The organism is Devosia sp. A369, from assembly GCF_054489345.1.
Map to the genome: position 1 here is coordinate 14,280 of NZ_JBTMWV010000015.1, position 21,696 is coordinate 35,975.

Genomic DNA, 21,696 nt, shown 5'->3' on the forward strand with positions numbered 1-21,696 from the left:
GCGTCGGGACGCGTTGCCGTAAAGGCCTGCAGACGGGGTCTTTGCCGCGGCGTCGACGAGGATCCGGCCAACTGGGTCGTTGGGAGCGGGAGAGTGAAGGGTGAAGGGCATTATTCTGGCGGGTGGCAGTGGGACGAGGCTCTACCCTTTGACGCTGGCGATCTCCAAGCAAATCCTGCCAATCTATGACAAGCCGATGCTTTATTATCCGCTGAGTGTTCTCATGCGCGCCGGCATCCGCGACATCATGATAATTTCGACGCCCCGCGACCTGCCGGCTTTCGAGATGCTGCTGGGCGATGGCGGCGAGTTCGGGCTCGAGCTATCCTATGCCGAGCAGTGCCAGCCCAATGGGCTGGCCGAGGCTTTCATCATCGGCCGCAATTTCATTGGCGACGACAATGTGGCGATGATCCTCGGCGACAATCTCTATTTCGGCGATGGTTTAGCGGATCTGACCAAGGCGGCGGCCACCCGCGCTGCGGGCGCCACCATCTTTGCCTATCAGGTGGATGATCCACAGCGCTACGGTGTCGTCACCTTCGATCCATGTACTGGCAAGGCCGTCAATATCGTGGAAAAACCCGAATTCCCAGACTCCGACTGGGCGGTAACGGGGCTCTATTTCTACCCCAACGATGTCGTCGATATTGCCGCAGCGACCAGACCCTCGGCGCGTGGCGAACTCGAAATCACCTCGGTCAACAACGACTATCTGCGACGCGGCCTCCTTAACGTGGCGCGGCTAGGGCGAGGCTATGCCTGGCTCGATACGGGTACGCATGAGAGCCTCCACGATGCGGCCTCGTTCGTACGCACCATCGAACAGCGGCAGGGCGTGCAGATCGCCTGCCTCGAGGAGATCGGGCTCGAAATGGGCTGGCTCGATCCCGAGCGGGCAATGGCGCGGGCAGGGCGGTTGGGCGGGTCGCGCTACGCCACCTATCTCAAGCGGCGTATCGGGGAACTGGTGCTGTGAGCATATTGGTTCGAGAGACGAGCTTGGCCGGTGTGCTGGAAATCCAGGCACAACAGCACGGCGATGAACGGGGCAGTTTTTGCGAGGTCTGGAGCGCCGAGGATTTTGCCCGCCACGGGATCAGCATCGCATTCGTCCAGGACAACCATTCCGTCTCGCGCCAGCGTGGCGTGATGCGTGGGCTGCATTATCAATTGCCCCCCTTTGCGCAGGCCAAATTGGTGCGCGTGGCGCGAGGAGCGATCTTTGACGTTGCTGCGGACATTCGCCCAAGCTCGTCCACCTTTGGGCAATGGGTGGGTGTCGAACTCTCGGCCGCGTGCTGGAACCAGTTGCTTGTACCGGCGGGCTACGCGCATGGCTTTGTCACGATCGAGCCGGACACCGAAGTCATCTACAAGGTATCGCAGCCCTATAGCCGCGAGCACGAGCGGGCCATCCGCTTTGATGACCCCTGCCTGGCCATCGCCTGGCCTGTCCTCGCTGCCGATATGTTGTTTTCGGATAAGGACAGCCTGGCGCCGACGCTCGACGCCGCTGATCTCACCGAGCTCATGGAGGTTTCAGTATGAGGGCCCTGGTCACCGGCGGTGCCGGTTTTATCGGCTCGGCGCTTTGTCGCCATCTAATGCAGGATCCAAACAATGTCGTCGTGGTGCTCGACAAGCTCACCTATGCCGGTAATCTGCAGTTGATCGCTGCGCTGCGCGAACTGCCAAATTTCACCTTTGTGCGCGGGGACATTGGCGATGGGCCACTGGTAAGCCACTTGCTGGCGCATCACCGCATCGATCACATCATCCATCTCGCGGCCGAAACCCATGTCGACCGCTCGATAGACGCACCGGGGGCGTTCATCGAGACCAATGTCGTGGGCACATACGCATTGCTGCATGCGGCATTGAAACATTGGCAGAAGCTTCCGCCGCGCGAACGGACACAGTTTCGCTTTCACCACGTCTCGACCGACGAGGTCTTCGGCGACCTGCCATTCGACGGGAGCCTCTTTTCCGAAACCACGCCCTACGCGCCTTCGTCGCCGTATTCGGCATCAAAGGCTGCTTCTGACCACCTGGTCCGAGCCTGGCACCACACCTATGGGCTTCCCGTGGTGCTGTCCAACTGTTCCAACAATTACGGTCCCTATCACTTCCCTGAAAAGCTCATCCCTCTGATGATCCTAAACGCCCTCGCCGAGCAGCCGTTGCCGGTCTATGGCACTGGCAGTAATGTGCGCGACTGGCTCTATGTGTACGACCACGCTCGTGCCTTGGCGCTGGTCAGCGCGCGCGGCACAATCGGCGAAAGCTACAATATCGGGGGCAAGGCAGAATGCTCCAATCTCGACATAGTCGAGCAGATCTGCGCCCTCCTCGATAAGCGATCGCCACGAGAAGATGGTTCAGCCTATGCAGAACTTGTTAACTTTGTAACCGATCGCCCCGGACACGACCGGCGCTATGCCATGGACATCAGCAAGATTGAACGCGATCTGGGCTGGACGCCGCAGGAGACCCTTCAGTCCGGCCTGGGCAAGACCGTCGACTGGTATCTCGACAATGCCAATTGGTGGCGGCCGCTGCAGAGCTCTGGTGAGGCCACGGCGCGCCGCGGTGTGGCGCTTTCCCCATGAAAGTGCTGGTCAGCGGCAGGAGCGGGCAGCTCGCCCAGTGTCTGATGGAGCGGGCGGCCAGATACGGCGATATCGAACTCGTCGCGCTTGGCCGGCCGGAACTCGACCTCTTGCGGCCAGAGACGCTTCTGCCCGTGCTTGAGCATGTAAGGCCCGACATGGTTGTATCGGCTGCCGCCTACACTGCCGTAGACCTTGCCGAGAGCCAGCCCAATCTGGCCTTTGCCGTCAATTGCGACGGGGCGGGTGCGTTGGCGGCGGCGGCAGAGCAGGTTGGCGCAAGCATCATTCATATTTCCACCGATTATGTGTTCTCGGGCGACAAGGGCGCGCCTTATGAGGAGAGCGACGCGGCCTCGCCGCTCAGCGCCTATGGGCTCTCCAAATATGCCGGCGAGCTGGAAGTGAGCGCGGCGAATGCAAAGAGCGTCATCCTGCGCACCGCCTGGGCCCACAGCCCCTATGGTAACAATTTCATTCGCGCCATGCTGAACCTCGCCACAAACAGGAGCATGGTCAATGTCGTGGCGGACCGCTATGGATCGCCCACATCCATGCTCGATGTCGCTGATGCGATTCTCCATCTGGTTAGCAGGCTGGATGCAAACCATTATGGGCTCTATCACCTGACTTGCCGCGGCAGCACCAGTTGGGCGGGTCTGGCGCGCCATGTTTTTGCTGCCAGCCGTGCCGTGGGTGGGCCCTGGGCGGAAGTTGAGGACATTTCCGGTGACGACTACAAGACGGCCGCGCAGCGCCCGCTCGCCTCGCCGCTGCTGGCCGTGCTTTTTGAGCGCCGGTTCAGTTGGGCCATGCCGTCCTGGCAGGAAAGCGCGACCGTAGTGGCGCAGCGTATTGCCCGCGAAATTGCGGCGTCAAATGCCCATTGAGATGAAACGTCGATAGCTGCTACGAGATTCACGAGATTCAGGGGCGTCAGATATGCGCTACGATTTCTGCGTCATCGGCGGGGGTATAGTGGGCTTGGCCACTGCGCGGGCGCTGCTTGCTGCCCGGCCCGGCGCCAGTCTCATTGTGTTGGAGAAAGAAGACCAACTCGGTATCCATCAGACGGGACGCAATTCCGGCGTTGTCCATTCCGGCATCTATTATGCCCCGGGCAGCCTGAAAGCCAGGCTGTGTAGTGCCGGCATGCGCATGACCAAGGACTATTGTCGCGCCCATGCCATTGCCTTTGAAGAGCGCGGCAAGCTTATCGTCGCGACCTCACCACTGGAAGTAGAGCGGCTTGACGCGCTGGAGCAGCGGGCAGCCACCCACGGCATTCCCGCTCAGTCCCTGTCTCGCAATGAGATAACCGCAATCGAGCCTGCGATAACTGGCATCAAGGCGCTTCACGTGCCGTCATCGGCGATCGTGAACTATCGGGACATTCTGGCTGTACTGGCTGCGGATGTCAGGCGCGATGGTGGCGAAATTGCCATGAGGACTGCGCCCTTGGCTATCAGGGAGTGCGGCGCTGACGTTGAACTGGACCTGGGCGAGCGGACCATCATCGCAGCAGCGCTCGTCGCCTGCGCCGGCCTGCAATCAGATCGCGTCGCCCGCATGGCCGGGCTCGATGTCGATTTTGCCATCGTGCCCTTCCGCGGCGAGTATTTCCGCCTCGCGCCCCGCCGTGCCGGGCTGGTAAATGCCATGATCTATCCGGTGCCCGACCCGGCATTGCCGTTTCTCGGCATCCACCTGACGCCGATGATCGACGGCAGCATCAGTCTTGGACCCAATGCTGTCCTCGGACTGGCGCGGGAGGGGTATGGCAAGCGAGCGCTCTCGCTTGAGGATTTGGCCGATGCAGCACGCTTTCCCGGCCTATGGCACCTGCTCGGAAAGAACCTGAAATCGGCGCTGGACGAACTGAGCAACAGCGTCTTTACCGGCCGTTACCTCGCTGCCTGCCGCAAATACTGCCCAGAGCTGGAGCTATCCGACCTCACGCCCATGCCTGCTGGAATCCGCGCTCAGGCGGTGAAGCGCGACGGCTCCATGGTTCAGGATTTCCTGATGCTGGAAACGGCGCGCATGCTTCACGTCTGCAACGCGCCCTCGCCAGCGGCCACCTCGTCGTTGCCTATCGCGGACTATATCGCCGATCGCTTGCTGGCGCGGCTCAAGGCCTAATCAAGCGGCCGGCGCCCGGTTCATCAGGTTGCGGTAGAAGTCGACGGTTTCGGCGGTCGGGTTTACCCCCAATTCGCGCCGCAACACATTGCTGCACTCTTCGTAGACATGTCGCAGCAGGGTAAAGTCGCCGTTCAGCGCCGCCTCATACATGAGAGCCCTGTGGGCGCCCTCATGGTAGGGATCTTCATCAAGTAGGCGCGATGCACAAAAATGGCGTTCCCGGTGAGTCAGCAGGCTGGTCGGTAGCACGGCCTGCGAGATGGCATTTATAAAGTCAAATCGCAGCGCCGTCCGGTGGTGAACCAGCCATTCTTCAAAACCCTGCCCGGCGGGCCGGTGCGCGCCCAGCAGGTCACCGCCATAGATCTCACATAGTCGCACCCACGCCTTGGGACCGGGATTGGCAATGAGCTCCCGAAACTCGACCAGATCGATATATACGCCGTTCCCTTGGCCAAGCCAGAACATGTTGGGGTCGCTCATCAGCACTTCAAAATGGTGCTGCTGCTGGAATCGTCTTATGCGAGCCACCGTCTGGCGCACATCCGCGTTCGCCTGCTCGGAGGCAGTGTCGGACCAGATCAGGTTGGCGATGCGTCGCCGGGAAATCGGCTGACCGCGACCCTCGATGATCAGGTAGGAAAGTATTCGTTGAAAATGACATGTGGGATAAACCACGACCCCGGAGGCGAATACATGGGAGTCGCCGAGTAGCCCTATGGCCACGTCGAATTCGCTGCCAAAGATTTCGATGCGTTCAGTCATTCAAGTAAAAGCACCATTTAACGTGCCCTCCTGACGCTCGATCATTCACTCCAAAGCGGAGTATATCACATCTGGGCGGCGGTGCGAATAGACGGGGAATCATACAACGGGCGGCGATCTAGGGATCGGAAGACCGCCGCTGCTTGCGTCCGGTTATGTACCTTGAGTTTTCGAATAATATTGTGAACGTGTACTTTAACCGTGTGCTCGGATAGCGCCATTTTGGACGCAATGATCTTGTTTTGCAGTCCATCCGACATCAGCTCGAGAACTTCTGCCTCTCGCGAGGAGAGAACACCTGCCGAATCTGCATGCGGGTCAGAGGAATTGCTCGGCCCACGGCGAGACAAGAAACCTCGTGCAGCAGATTTTGGAGAAACAACTTGCGGGAAATATTCACCACCATTCAGCAGGAGCCAGATGGTCGCCAGCCACACATTGATGGGTAGGTTGAACGGCACAAGCCCCTGTATGGCGCGTTCGGCCACGATCGCTCTGAGTGCCGGATCTTCATTCCATCCCCCTTCCACCATGAGAGCGATCTGGGCGTCTGGAAAGCGTTCGCGGCACTCTCCCATCAATGTTGATACGCTGCGGAAGGCAAACGCATCGATAAGAATTAGCCGCGGCTCAAATGTTGCCTCATTATCATCTGGGATTTTATTCGACAGGACAATATCTACTTCTGGAAAACACTTCTGCGTCGAATTGAGCAAGCTCTGAAATGCCACTCCGGTGTCAGCAAGAATAAGTATCCCTATTCTGCAACTATTTTGAATTGTTGTGTTTTGCCAAAACGCATACAAACCAGCTCCTGAAATAACAGACGTCTCAACCATTTTTACCCCCATTTTTGCCCTGTAGTTACATAGAATTCAAACTAATCACACAAGGCGTGACTCAGCCGTGACTCGGAGCGGCGCTCTATCAAACGGGTCAAAGTCTTTTCCGGCTTCGATTTAGTCCTCACCAGCGGGGGACCGCCTCCCAAACAGTTAGGGTTATGAATACTTGAGCGCCTCAACCCGCGGTGAAATGGCGGCTATCCTGATGTCGCGGGCCTTCTCCCCTGGACCGGCCTGCAGAATTGCGCTTCCCGTAGCCAGGACGATGTAGTGGCGCGCCAAAAGATCAGGTCACGGCCAATTGATGAGCTTCCCGGAGGCAGCAAGAGTGTGATCGACCAATCCGGGAGATCAGGTGCGCGCTATGGAGGAAGATAAGGGAGAGCAGGGCCGGCGATATGGCGACATCGTGAAGTCCATGTCAGTCATCGCCCTGTCGCAACTGATCAGCATTGCCCTCTCCATATTCCGGGTCAAAATACTGGCCGTGTTGCTCGGGCCAAGCGGGATTGGGCTCTTCGGTCTCTATAATGTGATCCTTGACCTTGGCGCAGGCGTTGCCGGGCTGGGAGTGCAGTCGAGCGGGGTTCGGCAGGTGGCGGTAGCCGTCGCTGCGGGAGAAGCTGCGCGCATAGCCACAGTCGCGCGAACGATCACGCTGCTGTCGGTCATGTTGGGTGTTGCGGGGGCCATCCTCCTCGTCCTCGTCGCCGGCCCGATCTCGCTTCTGACCTTCGGAACCGAGGCGAACGCACCGGCGGTTGGCCTTCTGGGCGCGGCGCTGTTCCTGCGCATCGTCGCCGGCGCCCCCCTTGCCATTCTTCAAGGCAGCCGGCGCATGGGCGATCTGGCACGCACGACGGTGCTCGGCGCTGTCGTCAATACGGTGGTCGCAATTGTGCTGGTCTATTGGTGGGGTGAGGCAGGGGTCGTCCCTTCCCTAGTTGCCATGGCCTTTACCTCCTGGCTCACGGCCCTCTGGTATGGCCGCCGACTGAGCTTGCCGCGTGTAGCGCTGACCTTGTCTTCGTTCAGCGCCGAAACGCGCCTGCTATTAGGGCTGGGCTTTGCCTTCATGGCCAGCGGCATTCTCACCGCCGGTGCCGCACTGGCCATTCGCGTGCTGATCGTCCAGCATGATGGCGTCGAAGCCGCTGGCAATTATCAGGCGGCCTGGGCCCTTGGCGGCATCTATGTCGGCTTCATCCTTCAGGCCATGGGTACGGATTTTTACCCACGCCTCGCGGGTCTTGCCGACGATCACGCTGCCGCCAACCGGCTCGTTAATGAGCAGGCCCGGGTAAGCCTGCTACTGGCGGGGCCGGGCCTGCTCGCGACCGTGGCGCTTTCCCCACTGGTGATCACAGCGTTCTATTCCAGCCAATTCGGGGACGCCGTTCCGGTTTTGCGCTGGCTGTGCCTCGGCATGCTCCTGCGGGTCATGGCCTGGCCCATGGGCTATCTCATCCTCGCCAAGGGCAGGCAGCGGATGTTCTTTTGGACGGAAGTGGCCGCGACAGCGGTGCATGTCGGGCTGGCCTATCTGCTGTTCAATACACTGGGCATTGTCGGCGCAGGCATTGCCTTTGTCGGGCTCTATGTTTGGCATGGCGCGATCATCAACATCCTCGTCCGGTCGCTGACCGGCTTTGTCTGGTTTCGCGAAAATCTATGGCTCGCCGCGTTGTTCTTCGGGCTGACCAGTCTTGCGCTATTAGCTGCCGAGTTTCTGCCTCCCGTGCCGGCACTGGCGGTGGGGCTGGCCATGACGGTGGCGGCCAGTTGGCTTTCCCTCACCCATCTGATCCGCATTGTTCCTCAAAAATGGATACCGTTGGTGCTCCGCCCCTTTGTCTACCGGCTGCTACGGCATCGACCGGAGGCGGCTTAGACAGAAAGGGCCGATGCGAGTTCATCGACGACATAATTTACATCATCGTCGCACATCTGCACGAAGAGCGGCAGGATGATCGCGCGGGCCTGCGCCTGTACGGACCGGGCGAGGTCGCCAACGCTGCGGAAGGCCGCAGCGTTGGAATAGGCCGGTTCGAGATGGGCATTCATGACGCCACGTCGGGTAGAAATTCCCCGATCGAGGAGGGTCTGCATGATCGCCACCTGATCGCAAAACACCGGCAGCGTCACGCAATAGCTCTGCCAATTGCTGCGCGCCCAGTCCGGCTCCATGGGGGGCAAGACCTCGAGGGCCGCCAGCCTTGTCGTGTAAAGCCCCGCCAGCGCCCGCCTTTGCGAAATGATCTCGGGCAGGCGGGTCAATTGCACGCGGCCAATGGCCGCCTGCACGTCGGTCATGCGGTAATTGTAGCCGAGCGTTTCATAGCTTTCGAAGATCACCTCGGCCGCCCCATGACGCACAGTGTCGGGCACGCTCATGGCATGCTGGCGCAGCAGGCGGAACTTCTGGTCATAGTCGGCGTGGCGCGTGGTCAGCATGCCGCCATCGCCGGTGGTGATCACCTTGCGCGGGTGGAAGGAAAAGCACGCAATATCGCCAAGGCAGCGACCAATGCGCTGCCAGTCTCCATCTACCGCAATCTCGCTGCCCGATGCACAGGCTGCATCCTCAATGACCTTGATATCATGGGCCTGGGCGATGGCCACAATCGGCGCCAGGTCGCAGGGCATACCGAGTTGGTGGACACAGATGATGGCCCGGGTGCGAGGCGTGATGGCAGCCGTGATCTGATCGGGGTCGATGTTGAACCCGCCCTCGCTGATATCAATAAAGACGGGCAGCGCGCCGCAATAGCGGATGGCATTGGCGGTGGCGATGAAGGAATGGCTGACGGTAATTACCTCGTCGCCGGCTTCGACACCGACGGCAATCAGCGCCATATGGAGGGCAGTCGTGCAGTTGGATACCGCACAGGCGTGCGGCGCGTCGACATAGCGCGCGAATTCCTCTTCGAAGCGGGCGACTTCCTGCCCCTGCGTCACCCAACCGGAAAGGATGACCCGGCGGGTTGCCTCGGCCTCTTCCTCACCGAGAACCGGCCGTGCCACGGGAAGTTTGCGAATGGCCATGTTCATGCGACGGCACTCCGCTCGGAATCCCGGCTTTGCCGCCACCAGGCGACGAGGTCGGCCATCCCCTCCTCAAGGCCGATTTGGCTGGTGAAGCCAAGCTCGCGCGCCGCCTTCTCGGTCGAGGCTAGGCGGCGCGGCACCGGGTTCACCTTGCGGGCCGGTTCGTGCACCGGGCTCAGGGACGAGCCCATAACAGCGAGCAACACGCGCGCTAGGTCGCTGAGGCTGATTTCGGTGCCGCTGGCGACATTGAACACCGCGTCGCTGGCCCCAGATTGTGCCGCCAGCACGTTGGCGCGGGCGATGTCGCGCACATGAATGAAATCCATGGTCTGGCTGCCATCGCCCATGATGATCGGGGGCAGGCCGCTGGCGATGCGCTCCATCCAGCGGATCAACACCTCGGTATAGGCACCATGCACATCCATGCGCGGGCCATAGACGTTGAAGTAGCGCAGAGCCACATAATCGAGCCCCGTCATTTCGTTGAAACTGCGCAGCAGCGCCTCGTTGTAGACCTTGGCCGCGCCATAGATGGTGCGATTGTTATAGCTGTGATGCTGTTCCGTGGTCGGGAATACATCCGCCGCACCCAGCACCGACGCGGACGATGCGGCCACCACCTTCCCGACGCCCGCGTTCACCGCAGCGTCCAGCACATTGAATGTGCCGGTGGCCAACACATCGTGCGCGAGCCTTGGCTCCTCGGCGCATTGGGTGATGCGGATCGCCGCCTGATGGAAGAGGATGTCGATCCCCGCCATGGCCTGGGCCACCAGGGCGGCGTCGCGGACGTCTCCCTCAACGATGGTGACCGCCGCGAGCCTTTGTGCTTCATGCAGGTTTGTCATTCTGCCGCGCACGAAATTGTCAACGATGACGATCTCGGCCGGCTCCTGGCGCGCCACAAGGTCCGCAATATGGGAGCCGATAAGCCCGGCCCCACCAGTGATCAAAATGCGCTTGCCTCTCATCGTGTCAGATCCTTCTGGTTCAGCGCTGACGCAACACGCGGGCGGGAACGCCGGCGGCTATAGTGAAAGCCGGAATATCGGTGGTCACGACGGCACCCGCGCCGATAATGGCGCCTTCCCCGATGGTGACGCCGGGCAGGATGGTCGCATTGGCGCCGATATCTGCGCCCGTCCCTATAAGAACCGGCTTGATTTCAAGATCGGTGGCGATGACTGGCACGCTGGTGGGTAGGCCCGTATGTTGCGAGCCCAATACCCGGGCGCCCGGGCCCCAGCCAACATGGTCGCCCAACACCAGGTTGCGCGCGTCGAAATAGGCTTGCGGGCCGATCCACACATGGTTGCCGATGGTGCAATGGCCATCGAAGCGGCCCTGGATATATGCCCCGGCCCCGATAAAGACATTGTTGCCGATCTCGAAGGTCTCGATATGCTTGAAGCCCACCTGACTCCCGACCTGCAGTCCGGCGCCGCATGACCTCGCACCGACCTGGAAGACTAGCTTGCGCATGAGTGCATCGAGCTTTCCGTCGCCGACCGCAAAGCGGGAATAAGCATCAGGCAGTCGCTCGCCGCCATAATGCTGCGCGAGCCAATCGGCAAAGCCGCGCTCAAAGGCAGGATCATTCTCCATATTGTTCCGGCCGTGGATGGCCGGGACGACGCGAGCATGCGAGGGCTCTTCAAGCAGCGTAGACATCTTGGCTCACCGCGTCGGCAATGAATTCCACGTCGCGTTCCGACAGCTCTGGATAGATTGGCAGCGACAAGACCGTGTCGGCTGCCGCTTCGGCCTGCACGAAGTCCCCACGCTTGTGGCCAAGGTCGGCATAGGCCGGTTGCAGATGCACCGGCACCGGATAGTGCAGGCCCGTTTCTATGCCTTCCTTCAACAGCTGCGCTCGAAGGTTATCGCGATCCCGCATACGCACCGCAAAAATGTGCCAGACATGTCGATTGCCCTCGGCCTCGATTGGCGCCGCAATGCAGGAGCCCTCCAGCAATTTTGTATAAAGCTGAGCGCGGGCACGACGTGTTTCAGTCCAGCTCTCAAGCTGCCGCAGTTTTACCCGCAGAATCGCGCCCTGAATGGCGTCCATCCGGTAATTATAACCCTCCACCACATGGTGGTAGCGCTTCTCCTGGCCCCAATCGCGCAACATGCGGATCTGGCGCGCATGCTCGTCATTGCTGGTGACGACCATCCCACCTTCGCCACAGGCGCCAAGGTTCTTGCCGGGATAGAAGCTAAAACAGCCCGAGACGCCCATGCTGCCGGCGCGCTGGCCCTTATAGCGCGCGCCATGCGCCTGGCAGGCATCTTCGACTACCGTTAGCCCATGCCGAGTTGCAAGGTCGAGGATGTCACTCATAGCCGCCATCTGCCCGTAAAGATGCACCGGTAGGATGGCCTTCGTGCGCGGCGTGATGGCGCTTTCGATCTTGTCGGGATCAATGGTGAAGGTCTTTGGATCGATATCGACAAAGACCGGCCGCGCACCAATATAGCGAATGGCCGCCGCCGAGGCGATGAAGGTGAACGGGGTGGTGATCACCTCATCGCCGCGCTTCACCCCCGCCGCCAGGAGTGCCAGATGCAGTGCGCTTGTGCCGGTATTGACCGCAACGGCATGGGTCGTGCCGCAATAGGCGGCGAATTCTTCTTCGAGCGCCGCCACGTCGTCGCCCAGCACATAGTGCCCCGAGCGCAGAACCTTGGTCACGGCGCTCTCGATCTGCGGCTGGATGCTGGCATATTGCGCCTTGAGGTCGAGAAAGGGGATCATGCGAGTTCCCTTTCGCGCGCCAGTTTCACGACAGCGCCGCCTCGGGCCATGGACTGCGTGGCGGCCTCCAGAATTTTGACAACCCGCAGGCCTGCGGCCCCGTCGGCTATCGGTCTGGTGCCACGCTCGACGCAGGTGACGAACTCATTAAGCTCGGAGCCGAGCGCTTCGGTGATGTCGAGCTGGGGCGCCGACATGTCGCCGGCCCGGTAGCCGATGCGCATCTGGTTGCGCCGCTCGCCCGCCTTTGGCGCCATCGGGTCAAAGGTTATGCCGCGGTCATAGATTTTGATTTTCTCGCTGGGTTCGAGATCGTCATAGACCACCATTTTCTGGCTGCCTCCTACCAACGTGCGCCGCACCTTAAGCGGCGCCAGCCAGTTGACATGGACATGGGCCATCAGCTTACAGTCGAAGTGCAGGTTCAGATACGCGATATTTTCGGGCGTCCCTTCCACGTGCGACATGCCGAGTGCCGAGACGGCGACGGGTTGGGCCTCGACCACGTAGTCCATGATCGAGAGGTCATGCACCGCCAAGTCCCACATGACGCTCACATCATGCTGGAAGATACCGAGATTCACCCGCACGGAGTCGTAGTAGTAGAGCTCGCCCAGATCGTTGCGGATCACCTCGCGCAGTTTCTTCACCGCACCGGTATGGATGAAGGTGTGGTCAACAGCGACCACAAGACCCCGCCGGTCCGCTTGGTCGATCAACCGCCGCGCCTGTTCCGAGGTTGCCGTAATCGGCTTCTCAACGAAGACGCTTTTGCCGGCCTTGAGGCATTTCATGGCGAGATCGAAATGGCTGGAAACCGGCGTCGCAATCGCCACCGCATCCACCTTGGGATCGTTGAGCACATTGGCCATGTCCTCTGTGATCTGCACTGCCGGATAGCGCGAACGCAACCGTGCCAGCCTCTCGGTTTGCAGGTCGCAGACCCAGCGCAGATCGACATTTGCAATGTCGGAGAAATTTCGGACCAGATTGGGGCCCCAATAGCCATAGCCGATAACGCCGATGCCAATCATGATTGCAACCCATGTTGATGAATGGAAGGATTGACCTGTTGCCGTTGGCTCAAGGGCCTGGCCGGGACACCGACGACAGTTTCGCCCGGCGCCACGTCGCGGGTGACCACAGAGCCGGCGCCGACAAGGGCGCCTGCTCCAATGGTCAGACCGGGCAGAATGGTGGCATTGCTGCCGATGGACGCATTGCGGCACACCCGGGTCGGCAGCACTGCCCAGTCGCCGCTGCCCTGGAGCGCGCCAGTTTCGGTCGTGGCGCGCGGGTAAAGGTCGTTGGTGAACATCACGCCATGGCCGATGAAGACGCCATCCTCAATGGCGACCCCTTCGCAGATGAAGCTGTGACTCGAAATCTTGCAGTTCCGTCCGATCGTGGCGTTCTTCTGGATTTCCACAAAACTGCCAACGCGGCTGTTGTCACCGATCGAGCAGCCATAAAGATTGACCAGGTCAGCGTGGTGGATCACCACGCCCTTGCCCAACGTCACCTGCTGCATCATTGCTTGCCCCCCATGCCGGCAAATTGTCTCGCCGATCCGGTGCAAAAATGTAGCAGTGCGCGGGTAGCCAGCAATTTCTCAATGTAGCTACGGGGATAGCTCGACCAGCAGGCGTCGCGGGAAATGCGCGGCTTTCAGGTTAGAGGCGCAGCTCGGCATAGGCCAATTGAGCTAGCGAGGCCGTACGCGCCGCCCTGCTATCGATAGGCCCCGGACAGCGACCCCTGACGCCATGGCGAGGCCGCTAGCGAGGAGGCCGCCTTGTCGATGATGGTTGCCAGCGCCGAACCCAACTCGCTCGGAGATGTGCTTCGCCTGGCGCGTGGCCACGTTGTCGTGCTCTTCGCGCTCAGCGTCACCTCCAACATCCTGATGTTGACGGGCTCGATCTTCATGCTGCAGGTTTATGACCTGGTCATCCCGAGCCGTTCGGCAGAAACGCTGGCCGCACTGACCGCACTGGTGGTCGTGCTGTTCGGCTTCTATGCGGTCATCGAATGGATTAGGGCGCGCATGGCCGGTCGCATCGGTGGCCTGCTCCATGACCGACTGGCGCAGCGTCTCTTCCCACTCACCATGCGTATGAGGATCAATCAGAGCCACCTCCATCTAAGCAATCCGGTGCAGGATCTCGATCAGGTTCGCCTCTTCATTTCAGGACCAGGCGCGATCTCGCTGCTGGATATCCCATGGGTGCCGATCTACCTGGCGCTGGCCTTTTATCTACACCCCTGGCTCGGCACGATGGCGCTGGCCGGCGGTCTGGTGATGACCCTGCTGCTGGTGCTCAACGAACTCAACTCCCACCGGCCCGCTATGGCCACAACGGCGGCGTCTGGCGAACGCGCCGCGCTCGGCCGAGACGCCGACAACAATGCCGAGTCCATCTTTGCCATGGGCATGCAGGACGCCGTGACGCGGCGCTGGGCGCGGGCCTCCGGACAACTGGTGCGTACCCAGATGCGCTCGTCCGACCGCGTGGCCTTTTACAGTTCGATCACCAAGGGCTTTCGCTTCCTCCTCCAATCGGCCGTCCTCGCGCTGGGTGCCTATCTCGTCATTCAAAACCAGGCGACAGGCGGCATCATGATCGCCGCGTCGATCCTCACCTCTCGCGCCCTTGCGCCCATGGAACAGGTTGTCGCCCACTGGCGCAGTTTCGTCAGCGCCCGCCAGGCCGGGGTGCGCATCAACCGCATGCTCAAGGCTTCCGGGCAGCGGGAACGACCAACGCGCCTCCCCATCCAGCGCCAGACCCTCAGCGTCGAAAATCTTTCGACCGGCATCAACGCCGAAAGCATTGTGGCGCGTGGCGTCACCTTCACGCTCAATGCGGGTGACGGACTGGGCATTATCGGCCCGTCCGGCGCAGGCAAGTCTTCGATAGCGCGGGCGCTGGTCGGCGTCTGGCCCGTCCTGTCCGGGGCGATCCGCCTCGACGGCGCCGAACTGGCCCATTTTGACCCGGGCGAACTCGGCGCGGCAATCGGTTACCTGCCGCAATCGGTGGAGTTGCTCAACGGCACCATCGCTGAAAATATCTGCCGCTTCGACGCCAGCCATGACACCGAGGCTATCCTCGCCGCTGCGCAGGCTACCGGCGTGCATGATCTCATTGCGTCCCTGCCCAATGGCTACGAGACCAATCTCAGCGCCCACGGGTCCAATCTCTCCGCAGGGCAGCGCCAGCGCATCGGTCTTGCCCGCGCGCTTTATGGCAATCCGTTTCTCGTGGTGCTCGATGAACCCAATTCCAATCTCGACATGGAGGGCGACGAGGCGCTCACCCTCGCCATAGAGGAGGCCCGCAGGCGCGGTTCGATTGTCATAGTCGTCGCGCATCGTCCGAGCGCTATCTCTGCGGTCGACAAATTACTGTTCATGCGTGACGGACGCCAGGTGGCGTTCGGCGGCAAGGGCGAAGTGCTCGACCGGGTCGCGCTGCCAGCCTCGCAGGCCCGCGATGCGTAGTCCCCTCCAACTCGACCGGCCCGGCATAAACCGGCTTGGGCCCAACGATCACTATCTCGGCAGCCTCCAGCGCCATGCGGTGATAGGCGGCATCGTACTGGCAGCGCTGTTTGTCGGTCTCGGCGGCTGGGTGGCGCTGGCACAGGTGCAAAGCGCCGTCATTGCTTCGGGCATCGTCGTGGTTGAGGGAGGGGCGCGCAAGGTGCAGCATTCCGAAGGCGGTATCGTCCGCGAAATCCTGGTGCAGGACAATGACAGTGTCACCGCGGGCCAACTCCTGGTGCGGCTTGACGATGTCTTCGCGCAGGCTGAACTCGGCGTGATGAAAACCCAGCTCCGCGAGGCATTGGGGGCCAGCGCTCGCCTCTCTGCCGAGAGCATTGGCAGCACCTCCATGGAACTGCCCCAAGTCCCTAGTGTTCTCGACGCTGATCCGCTGCTCGAACAGGTCGTGCGCGACCAGCTCCGCTTGCTTCTGACGCGAAAGCAATCGCTTGACAGCTCAGTGTCCCGGATTGCCGAGCTGATCACCGAAAAGGAGGCGCTCATCGCCGGGCAGCAGGCCCAGATCACCGCTTATTCGAGCCAGCTTGAGATCGTCACAAACGAGTTGCAACAGCTCGAAACCCTTGCGGGGCAAGAACTTATCTCCAACCAGCGCGTCAACGAGATGCGGCGCAGCAAGGCCGAGATCGAAGGACAATTGGCTGGCGTTCAATCGGCCATTGCCTCAACGCAAAGTTCGATCGCCGAGCTGCGCCTGCAGTCCGAACAAACGGTGAGCGATTTTCGCTCCCAGGCGCTGACCGAACTCCAGGCGGTGTCCCAGACCATCGCCGAGGTGATCGAAAAAATCATCGCCGCCCAGGCCAGGCTGATGCGCCTCGAAATCCGCGCGCCGATCGACGGCACGGTGCATGAATCCATCGTGCACACTGTGGGTGGCGTTGTCTCTCCGGGCGAAGAGCTGATGCTGATCGTTCCGCGGGCCGTCCATCTGGTGGTTGACCTGCGCGTGCGGCCCACCGACGTCAGCCGCCTCCATGTTGGCCAGCTCGCCGATATCCGTCTCTTGAGCTTCGACACCCGCAGCACACCGCTGCTGGACGGCACCGTCGACGCCATCGCCCCGGACCTATTGCGGGACCAGGTCACCGGCATGGAATATTTCTCAGTGCGGGTTGGTGTGGCCGACGAAGAACTGGCGAAGCTTCCGGCGGAGGCCCAGCTGGTTCCGGGCATGCCCGCCGAAGGCTTCTTCCAGACCGGCGAACGGTCCGTCTGGTCCTATCTAATGGCGCCAATCGAAGAGCGGTTCGTGCGGACCTTCCGCGAAGGCTGATCAAGCCTGGAAATTGCTGTTCTTGCCAGTAGGGTAACGGCACTTGTTGAGCACCACGCCGAGCAGGTGCGTGCGGTCCCTCATCTGCCGTTCGCACACATCGATATCGTCGATCGTGCTCTGCTCAGCTCCCACCACCAGAAGCGAGGCCTCCACCAACGGCAAGAGCCCGAGGCAGTCGTCTCCTTCCAGCAGCGCAGGGAGATTGTAGAGGACGAGGTCGGCACCCAGCTCCGCTCGTAACGTGCCCAGAACCGCCGCCGTGTCGGCGCTGTGCAGCAGTTCGGAAACATGGCTCGCACTAGGCGGACTTGTCCCGATTGCGAGATTGTCGCCCAGCCGGACGAGATAGTCCTCCGCCTGGCACCGACCACGCAGAAAATCTTCGGTCGCATAGCGCCCCGAATGTCCGAAGATGCGCGCCAGGTTTGGCCGCCGCAACTCGAGGTCTATCAGCGCAATCTTGAGCTTTTCGTGTCTGGCAAGGCTGATGGCGAGATTGGCCGCCACCGTTGTCTTGCCACATTTTTCCGTCGGCGCCGAAATGCCCAGCGTCCTCCAGCCCTTGGTGCGCGCATCCTGCAAAACCTTGGTGCGCATGATGTCGAAGATGGCGGCACCCGAATGCCGCCGCGTCAAGGAAATAATCCGCTGCCGCTCAAGCCGCCATGGATCGATGTCGAGCGCCGTGATTTCTTGCCATGACACTGCCGTATTGGAATTCGTCTGCAGCGGGGTGTCCATTTTTCTACTGGCCCGTTCTGGTCTTGGTAAAAGCGGCAAGCGCGGGGACCGGGAAAGCGTTTCGGCTTCCCCCGAAACCCAGTCTGCTACGCACAGCTTTGGACAGACGCCGCAGCCCCCCATGGCCCCGTGCCGGCCGATCGATATAGGGCACGGTGACAAAGGGCACGATCTGCAGCCGCGAGACCAGCTCGGCCGGTCGGCGGATATGCTTGCTCAGCAATTCCGGCACCACGACCACTGCCAGCGCCAGTACGAATGCACCCAGCGCACTACCCAGCAGCAAGACACGCTGGCCTGGACCCTGCGCCTTCTGCGGCGGCACCGCACTTTCGATCAAAGACAGGCGCTCGCCCTTGAGCAGCAGTTCGATCTGTTGCCCCGTTGAGGCCTCGGCCAGCCGGGAGACCGTCATGTCATATTGAGCCTGCAGGTTTTGGTGGTCCCGCTGCAGCGAATTGAGTGCCGTTTCGATGCCGGGTGTCGCCTCGATGGAGGCCGTCAGCGCCGCCAGCGATTGGTTGAGCTGCACGCGCTCGTCTTCAATCTCCTCAAGCCGCACGCGGATGTCGAACATCGCCGGGCTTTGCCTGGCGCCGTCACCGGCAGTGTCGATTCCTGCGCCCTGGTTGGTCGCCATCAGGCTCTTTTCTAGCGTCTCGATGCGGCTGCGCAGCGCCACGATTGTGGGGCTCGTCTCGGTGAAGGTCGCCCGCTGCTGCGCCAGCAATTGCCGCAGCGACGTCAGCGTCTGCTCGTCCGGCGTCGCCGGATTGACGATCACACCAAGAGGTCGTGACTGCAGCTCCAGCTGCTGCCGGTTGAGTCCCGCCTTCTCCTGCGCCAGCACCAGCAAGCGGCTTTGCTGATTGGTCTGCTGCGTCCGGCGGAATTCGATGCTGTCGGGCAGCGCATTGATATTGGCGTTCTTGAACCTGAGGATATTTCCCTCAACGATCCGGAGCGCAGCATTGAGCCTTGCAGTCTCCTTGTTGAAGAAGGTCACCGTTTCCTGCGCTCGTCTTGTGCGCAAGGCGACGTCCTTTTTCAGGATCATGGCGACGAGGTCATTGACGACCTCAGCTGCCGTGCTCGGATGATCTGCCTTGAAGGAAATTTCAAAGACGGTCGCGGTTGCGCCGTTGCCCGTGCCAATCGGCATCGGGGAGATCCCCAGGCGCGCCAGCATGTCGGCGACGATCTCCGTATCGGTCCGCTGCGGTGTGCCGGCGTCAAGCCCGAAGCGCTCGGCCAGGTCCAAAAGACTCTGCCGCGACAGCACGTCCTCCTGGATGATCTGAAATTGCTCCGCGGCACCGGTGGGCACGGTGGATTTGGCCAGATCTGTCGGTATCTGCGGCGATTCCACGAGAATTCGCGCCGTCGCCTGATACGACACCGGCCAGAAGACAATCGCGGCGACAAAGGCCGTGCTGACCAGCGCCAAAACCGTGAGAAACACCGGCAATTTCCGGCGGAACAGGGCAAAATAGAATCTGAAATCAAGATCGAGCAATGCCGTCACCTGCTGTCGGCAGCCGCGGACAATGCGACGCTTGGCGACGAGGATAAGGCTCTGACGGGGCTGCACTATCGCCAACACGGGTAGGGGTTCGCCCCGCCTACGCCGCATGGGCTAAGCCGCACTAGTCGGTTCAGGCAGACCCCGAAGCGGGGTAGGATGCGCGATAAAGCCATGAAAGGCGGATTGAAGATGCCCATATTGCAGCGACCCAGTCCGCGCCGACGCGCCCTGTTCTGGGGTGTTCTGATGGCCTCCATGGCCGCCCTGCCTCTGGCGGCCAGTGCTGCCGTGCTGGTGCCAATGACCCGGCTGAAGCTCACCGTCGTGCAATTCGTGGCCGCCTCGGGTGATTATAAGCGCTGGGACGCGCTTGGCGGTGAGTTCGACATTGCCGCCGATGGCACCATCACCATTCCCTCGCTCGGCGCCATCTCGACCGAGGCGCTGACCCCCGATGAGCTAGCTGCCGAGATCGCCCAGCGCCTGCAGCAAAAGCTGGGCCTCATTGAAAAGCCTGAGGCTTCGGTGCAGGTGGTGCAATATCCCCCCATCTATGTGGTGGGCAGCGTCGCGGCGCCCGGCCAATTCGACTATCGTCCCGGCATAAGCGTGATCCAGGCCCTGGCATTAGCCGGAGGCGAACGCCGCTTCGAGAGCAGCACCGGTGCCAGCGATGCGATCCGCCTCGAAGCCGACCTCGCCGGCTTCGGCAGTGACATCCTGCGCCTCAAGGCGCAACTCGCGCGGCTGAAAGCCGAGTTCGCCCGCGATAGTACCATCAACTTTCCGGAGGCTCTCACGACCGCCGATCCCGTCACTGCCGAAATTCTCGAGCAGGAGCGACGGATCTTTGATGCACATGTCAACGAGACCGCCCGCCAGAAAACCGGCCTCGTCGACCTCGCCGCGCTCTACAATGCCGAAATCGATGCGCTCGGACAAAAACTGGATGCCGTTGACGATCTGACCACAAAGGCCGAACAGCAGGTCGCCTCGATCCGGGATCTGGTAGCCGCAGGCTCCGCAACAGTCTCCCGGCTCAACGATGCTGAGCGAGAGCTTTCCAATCTGCGCTCCCAACGCCTCGACATCGTCATCGCCACTATGACCGCACGCGAAAACCTCAACCATTCCCAGCGCGAACTCGCAAAGCTCGAGGACGAGCAGCAATCGGAAACAGCACGCCTGTTGCAGCAGGACCAGGCCAGTCTGGAAAAAATCCTGCAGCAGCAATCGGCGGCGCGCCGGATGCTGCTAGAATCGATCGAGGCCGACAACGCCCCCGTCCTCAACGAAATGCTGCAAACTCAGGTGGAATACACAATTCTGCGCCAGCAGGACGGCGAGACCGTCGCTCTGGACGCCACGGAGACAAGCCTCCTGCAGCCCGCCGATCTGGTGAAGGTGACGATGGAACCACCAAAGACGCCGGCGGATACGGCGACGGTCACGCCTCAGTAGCCGGTGCCGCCTAGCACTACGCCGAAGGTCTTGACGATGGTGCGGAAGTCGGTGGCAGCTGAGATGCTGCAACCATAAAGCTCATCATAACGGGCTCGCTCGGCAAAACTGCAACTGTTGCGCTCGCTGACCTGCCACAATCCGGTCAAGCCCGGCCGCAGGTCGTAGTAAGCCATGCCGTCATAGAGCAGGCGCTGTTGCGGTAGCATAGGACGCGGCCCGACAAGGCTCATGTCACCGATCAGCACATTCCACAATTGCGGCAGCTCATCGAGAGAGTAGCGGCGCAAAATAGGTCCGAACCGCGTCAGTCTGGGGTCGCGCCGCAATTTCTGATGCTTGTCCCATTCGGCTTTTTCGGCGGGGTTCTTGTCGAGATAGGCCCGAAGCGCCTGGTCGGCATCTGGCACCATGGAGCGCAGCTTCCAGAGGATAAATACCCGCCCATGACGCCCGATCCGAGGCTGGCGATAAAAAGCCGGCCCACCATCCAGCCTCACCAGCAGAGCAAGGATGAGTACGAGCGGCAGGATCATAGCACCACCGACTAGGACGAGAACGATGTCGATAAGGCGTTTGCCAAAAACATATGCCCGCCCTCGTGCCTCCCCCGGCACCCGCAAGGTGAACGGGCTTGCCTTGAGAAGGGCGTGGTCTTCTATGAAATGGTCGAGCATCGTCGCCCCACAATTTGCTTTGTCGTGGGCACGATAGGCGCTATCGCCCAAGCCAAAACTCCCCCGTGCGAGCTAGATTACGCCCGCTTTTCCCGCGTAATAAGCTTAACGAAGTATGAATGGAGGGGCCGGTGCAGGTCCTCGCCTCCTCGCTACTCCTTTGGGCCGGCCACTAACCGTCTTTGGCTAGGGCCTGCACACGGCGGCCATGGACCTCAGTCACGGCTTAGCAGAACGAGGTATTTGCTGCAGAGCACTCCACGCCT

At 61.1% G+C, this 21,696-nt stretch carries 20 protein-coding genes; 9 read left to right on the forward strand and 11 right to left on the reverse strand.

Going from position 1 to position 21,696, the window contains the following annotated elements; all coding sequences use genetic code 11:
• Positions 1-100 precede the first annotated feature (100 nt).
• From rfbA to lhgO, 5 genes are read left to right on the forward strand one after another with little or no spacing between them, the layout of a single operon-like run.
• On the forward strand, positions 101-979 hold the full coding sequence (gene rfbA, locus ACX3OZ_RS15775) for a glucose-1-phosphate thymidylyltransferase RfbA (RefSeq protein WP_459097305.1): 879 nt from the start codon (positions 101-103) through the stop codon (positions 977-979).
• Positions 980-1,002: 23 nt separating this feature from the next.
• Positions 1,003-1,551: a dTDP-4-dehydrorhamnose 3,5-epimerase gene (rfbC, locus tag ACX3OZ_RS15780; RefSeq protein WP_459104859.1), complete on the forward strand. Its 549-nt coding sequence runs from the start codon at positions 1,003-1,005 to the stop codon at positions 1,549-1,551.
• Positions 1,548-2,612, forward strand: a complete 1,065-nt coding sequence (gene rfbB, locus ACX3OZ_RS15785) for a dTDP-glucose 4,6-dehydratase (protein ID WP_459104860.1) — start codon at positions 1,548-1,550, stop codon at positions 2,610-2,612. The genes rfbC and rfbB overlap by 4 nt, the downstream gene beginning before the upstream one ends.
• Positions 2,609-3,502 (forward strand): dTDP-4-dehydrorhamnose reductase, encoded by an 894-nt coding sequence (gene rfbD, locus ACX3OZ_RS15790; protein WP_459097302.1) that lies wholly within the window; start codon positions 2,609-2,611, stop codon positions 3,500-3,502. Before rfbB ends, rfbD begins: the two co-directional genes overlap by 4 nt.
• A 52-nt stretch (positions 3,503-3,554) precedes the next feature.
• On the forward strand, positions 3,555-4,754 hold the full coding sequence (lhgO, locus tag ACX3OZ_RS15795) for an L-2-hydroxyglutarate oxidase (RefSeq protein WP_459097301.1): 1,200 nt from the start codon (positions 3,555-3,557) through the stop codon (positions 4,752-4,754).
• Here the strand turns inward: lhgO and ACX3OZ_RS15800 are convergent, their stop codons facing one another.
• Together ACX3OZ_RS15800 and ACX3OZ_RS15805 are read right to left on the reverse strand one after the other, a co-directional pair.
• Positions 4,755-5,522, reverse strand: coding sequence for an AfsR/SARP family transcriptional regulator (locus ACX3OZ_RS15800; RefSeq protein WP_459104861.1), 768 nt, complete (start codon positions 5,520-5,522; stop codon positions 4,755-4,757).
• Between the two features lie 65 nt (positions 5,523-5,587).
• On the reverse strand, positions 5,588-6,361 hold the full coding sequence (locus tag ACX3OZ_RS15805; RefSeq protein WP_459097299.1) for a response regulator transcription factor: 774 nt from the start codon (positions 6,359-6,361) through the stop codon (positions 5,588-5,590).
• Between the two features lie 370 nt (positions 6,362-6,731).
• Between ACX3OZ_RS15805 and ACX3OZ_RS15810 the strand changes: the two genes are divergently transcribed.
• Complete coding sequence (locus ACX3OZ_RS15810) at positions 6,732-8,258, forward strand: O-antigen translocase (protein WP_459104862.1); 1,527 nt, start codon at positions 6,732-6,734, stop codon at positions 8,256-8,258.
• Here ACX3OZ_RS15810 and ACX3OZ_RS15815 read toward each other — a convergent pair.
• The 6 genes from ACX3OZ_RS15815 to ACX3OZ_RS15840 are packed head-to-tail and all read right to left on the reverse strand — an operon-like array spanning position 8,255 to position 13,710.
• A complete protein-coding gene (locus ACX3OZ_RS15815; RefSeq protein WP_459104863.1) occupies positions 8,255-9,418 on the reverse strand; it encodes a DegT/DnrJ/EryC1/StrS family aminotransferase in 1,164 nt (387 codons plus the stop codon). The two genes, ACX3OZ_RS15810 and ACX3OZ_RS15815, sit on opposite strands and share 4 nt — an antisense overlap.
• Positions 9,415-10,389, reverse strand: coding sequence for an NAD-dependent epimerase/dehydratase family protein (locus ACX3OZ_RS15820; RefSeq protein WP_459097296.1), 975 nt, complete (start codon positions 10,387-10,389; stop codon positions 9,415-9,417). Before ACX3OZ_RS15820 ends, ACX3OZ_RS15815 begins: the two co-directional genes overlap by 4 nt.
• A 19-nt stretch (positions 10,390-10,408) precedes the next feature.
• On the reverse strand, positions 10,409-11,089 hold the full coding sequence (locus tag ACX3OZ_RS15825; RefSeq protein WP_459104864.1) for an acyltransferase: 681 nt from the start codon (positions 11,087-11,089) through the stop codon (positions 10,409-10,411).
• Positions 11,073-12,176, reverse strand: coding sequence for a DegT/DnrJ/EryC1/StrS family aminotransferase (locus ACX3OZ_RS15830; RefSeq protein ID WP_459097294.1), 1,104 nt, complete (start codon positions 12,174-12,176; stop codon positions 11,073-11,075). Before ACX3OZ_RS15830 ends, ACX3OZ_RS15825 begins: the two co-directional genes overlap by 17 nt.
• Positions 12,173-13,210, reverse strand: a complete 1,038-nt coding sequence (locus ACX3OZ_RS15835) for a Gfo/Idh/MocA family protein (RefSeq protein WP_459097293.1) — start codon at positions 13,208-13,210, stop codon at positions 12,173-12,175. Before ACX3OZ_RS15835 ends, ACX3OZ_RS15830 begins: the two co-directional genes overlap by 4 nt.
• The gene (locus tag ACX3OZ_RS15840) at positions 13,207-13,710 is read right to left on the reverse strand and encodes an acyltransferase (protein WP_459104865.1); all 504 of its coding nucleotides are present in this window, start codon (positions 13,708-13,710) and stop codon (positions 13,207-13,209) included. The genes ACX3OZ_RS15835 and ACX3OZ_RS15840 overlap by 4 nt, the downstream gene beginning before the upstream one ends.
• A gap of 267 nt (positions 13,711-13,977) precedes the next feature.
• Between ACX3OZ_RS15840 and ACX3OZ_RS15845 the strand changes: the two genes are divergently transcribed.
• Positions 13,978-15,681, forward strand: coding sequence for a type I secretion system permease/ATPase (locus ACX3OZ_RS15845; RefSeq protein WP_459104879.1), 1,704 nt, complete (start codon positions 13,978-13,980; stop codon positions 15,679-15,681).
• A complete protein-coding gene (locus tag ACX3OZ_RS15850; protein WP_459097291.1) occupies positions 15,674-17,023 on the forward strand; it encodes an HlyD family type I secretion periplasmic adaptor subunit in 1,350 nt (449 codons plus the stop codon). The genes ACX3OZ_RS15845 and ACX3OZ_RS15850 overlap by 8 nt, the downstream gene beginning before the upstream one ends.
• On the opposite strand, the gene ACX3OZ_RS15855 is transcribed toward ACX3OZ_RS15850, so the two are convergent.
• Both ACX3OZ_RS15855 and ACX3OZ_RS15860 read right to left on the reverse strand, forming a co-directional pair.
• The gene (locus ACX3OZ_RS15855) at positions 17,024-17,767 is read right to left on the reverse strand and encodes a CpsD/CapB family tyrosine-protein kinase (protein ID WP_459104866.1); all 744 of its coding nucleotides are present in this window, start codon (positions 17,765-17,767) and stop codon (positions 17,024-17,026) included.
• Positions 17,768-17,771: 4 nt separating this feature from the next.
• Entirely contained in the window at positions 17,772-19,283 is a 1,512-nt protein-coding gene (locus ACX3OZ_RS15860; RefSeq protein WP_459104867.1) for a GumC family protein, read from the reverse strand.
• A 165-nt stretch (positions 19,284-19,448) separates the two neighbouring features.
• On the opposite strand from ACX3OZ_RS15860, the gene ACX3OZ_RS15865 reads away from it, so the two are divergent.
• Entirely contained in the window at positions 19,449-20,753 is a 1,305-nt protein-coding gene (locus ACX3OZ_RS15865; protein ID WP_459104868.1) for a polysaccharide biosynthesis/export family protein, read from the forward strand.
• Here ACX3OZ_RS15865 and ACX3OZ_RS15870 read toward each other — a convergent pair.
• Entirely contained in the window at positions 20,747-21,481 is a 735-nt protein-coding gene (locus ACX3OZ_RS15870) for a sugar transferase (RefSeq protein ID WP_459104869.1), read from the reverse strand. The genes ACX3OZ_RS15865 and ACX3OZ_RS15870 overlap by 7 nt on opposite strands.
• Positions 21,482-21,696 lie beyond the last annotated feature (215 nt).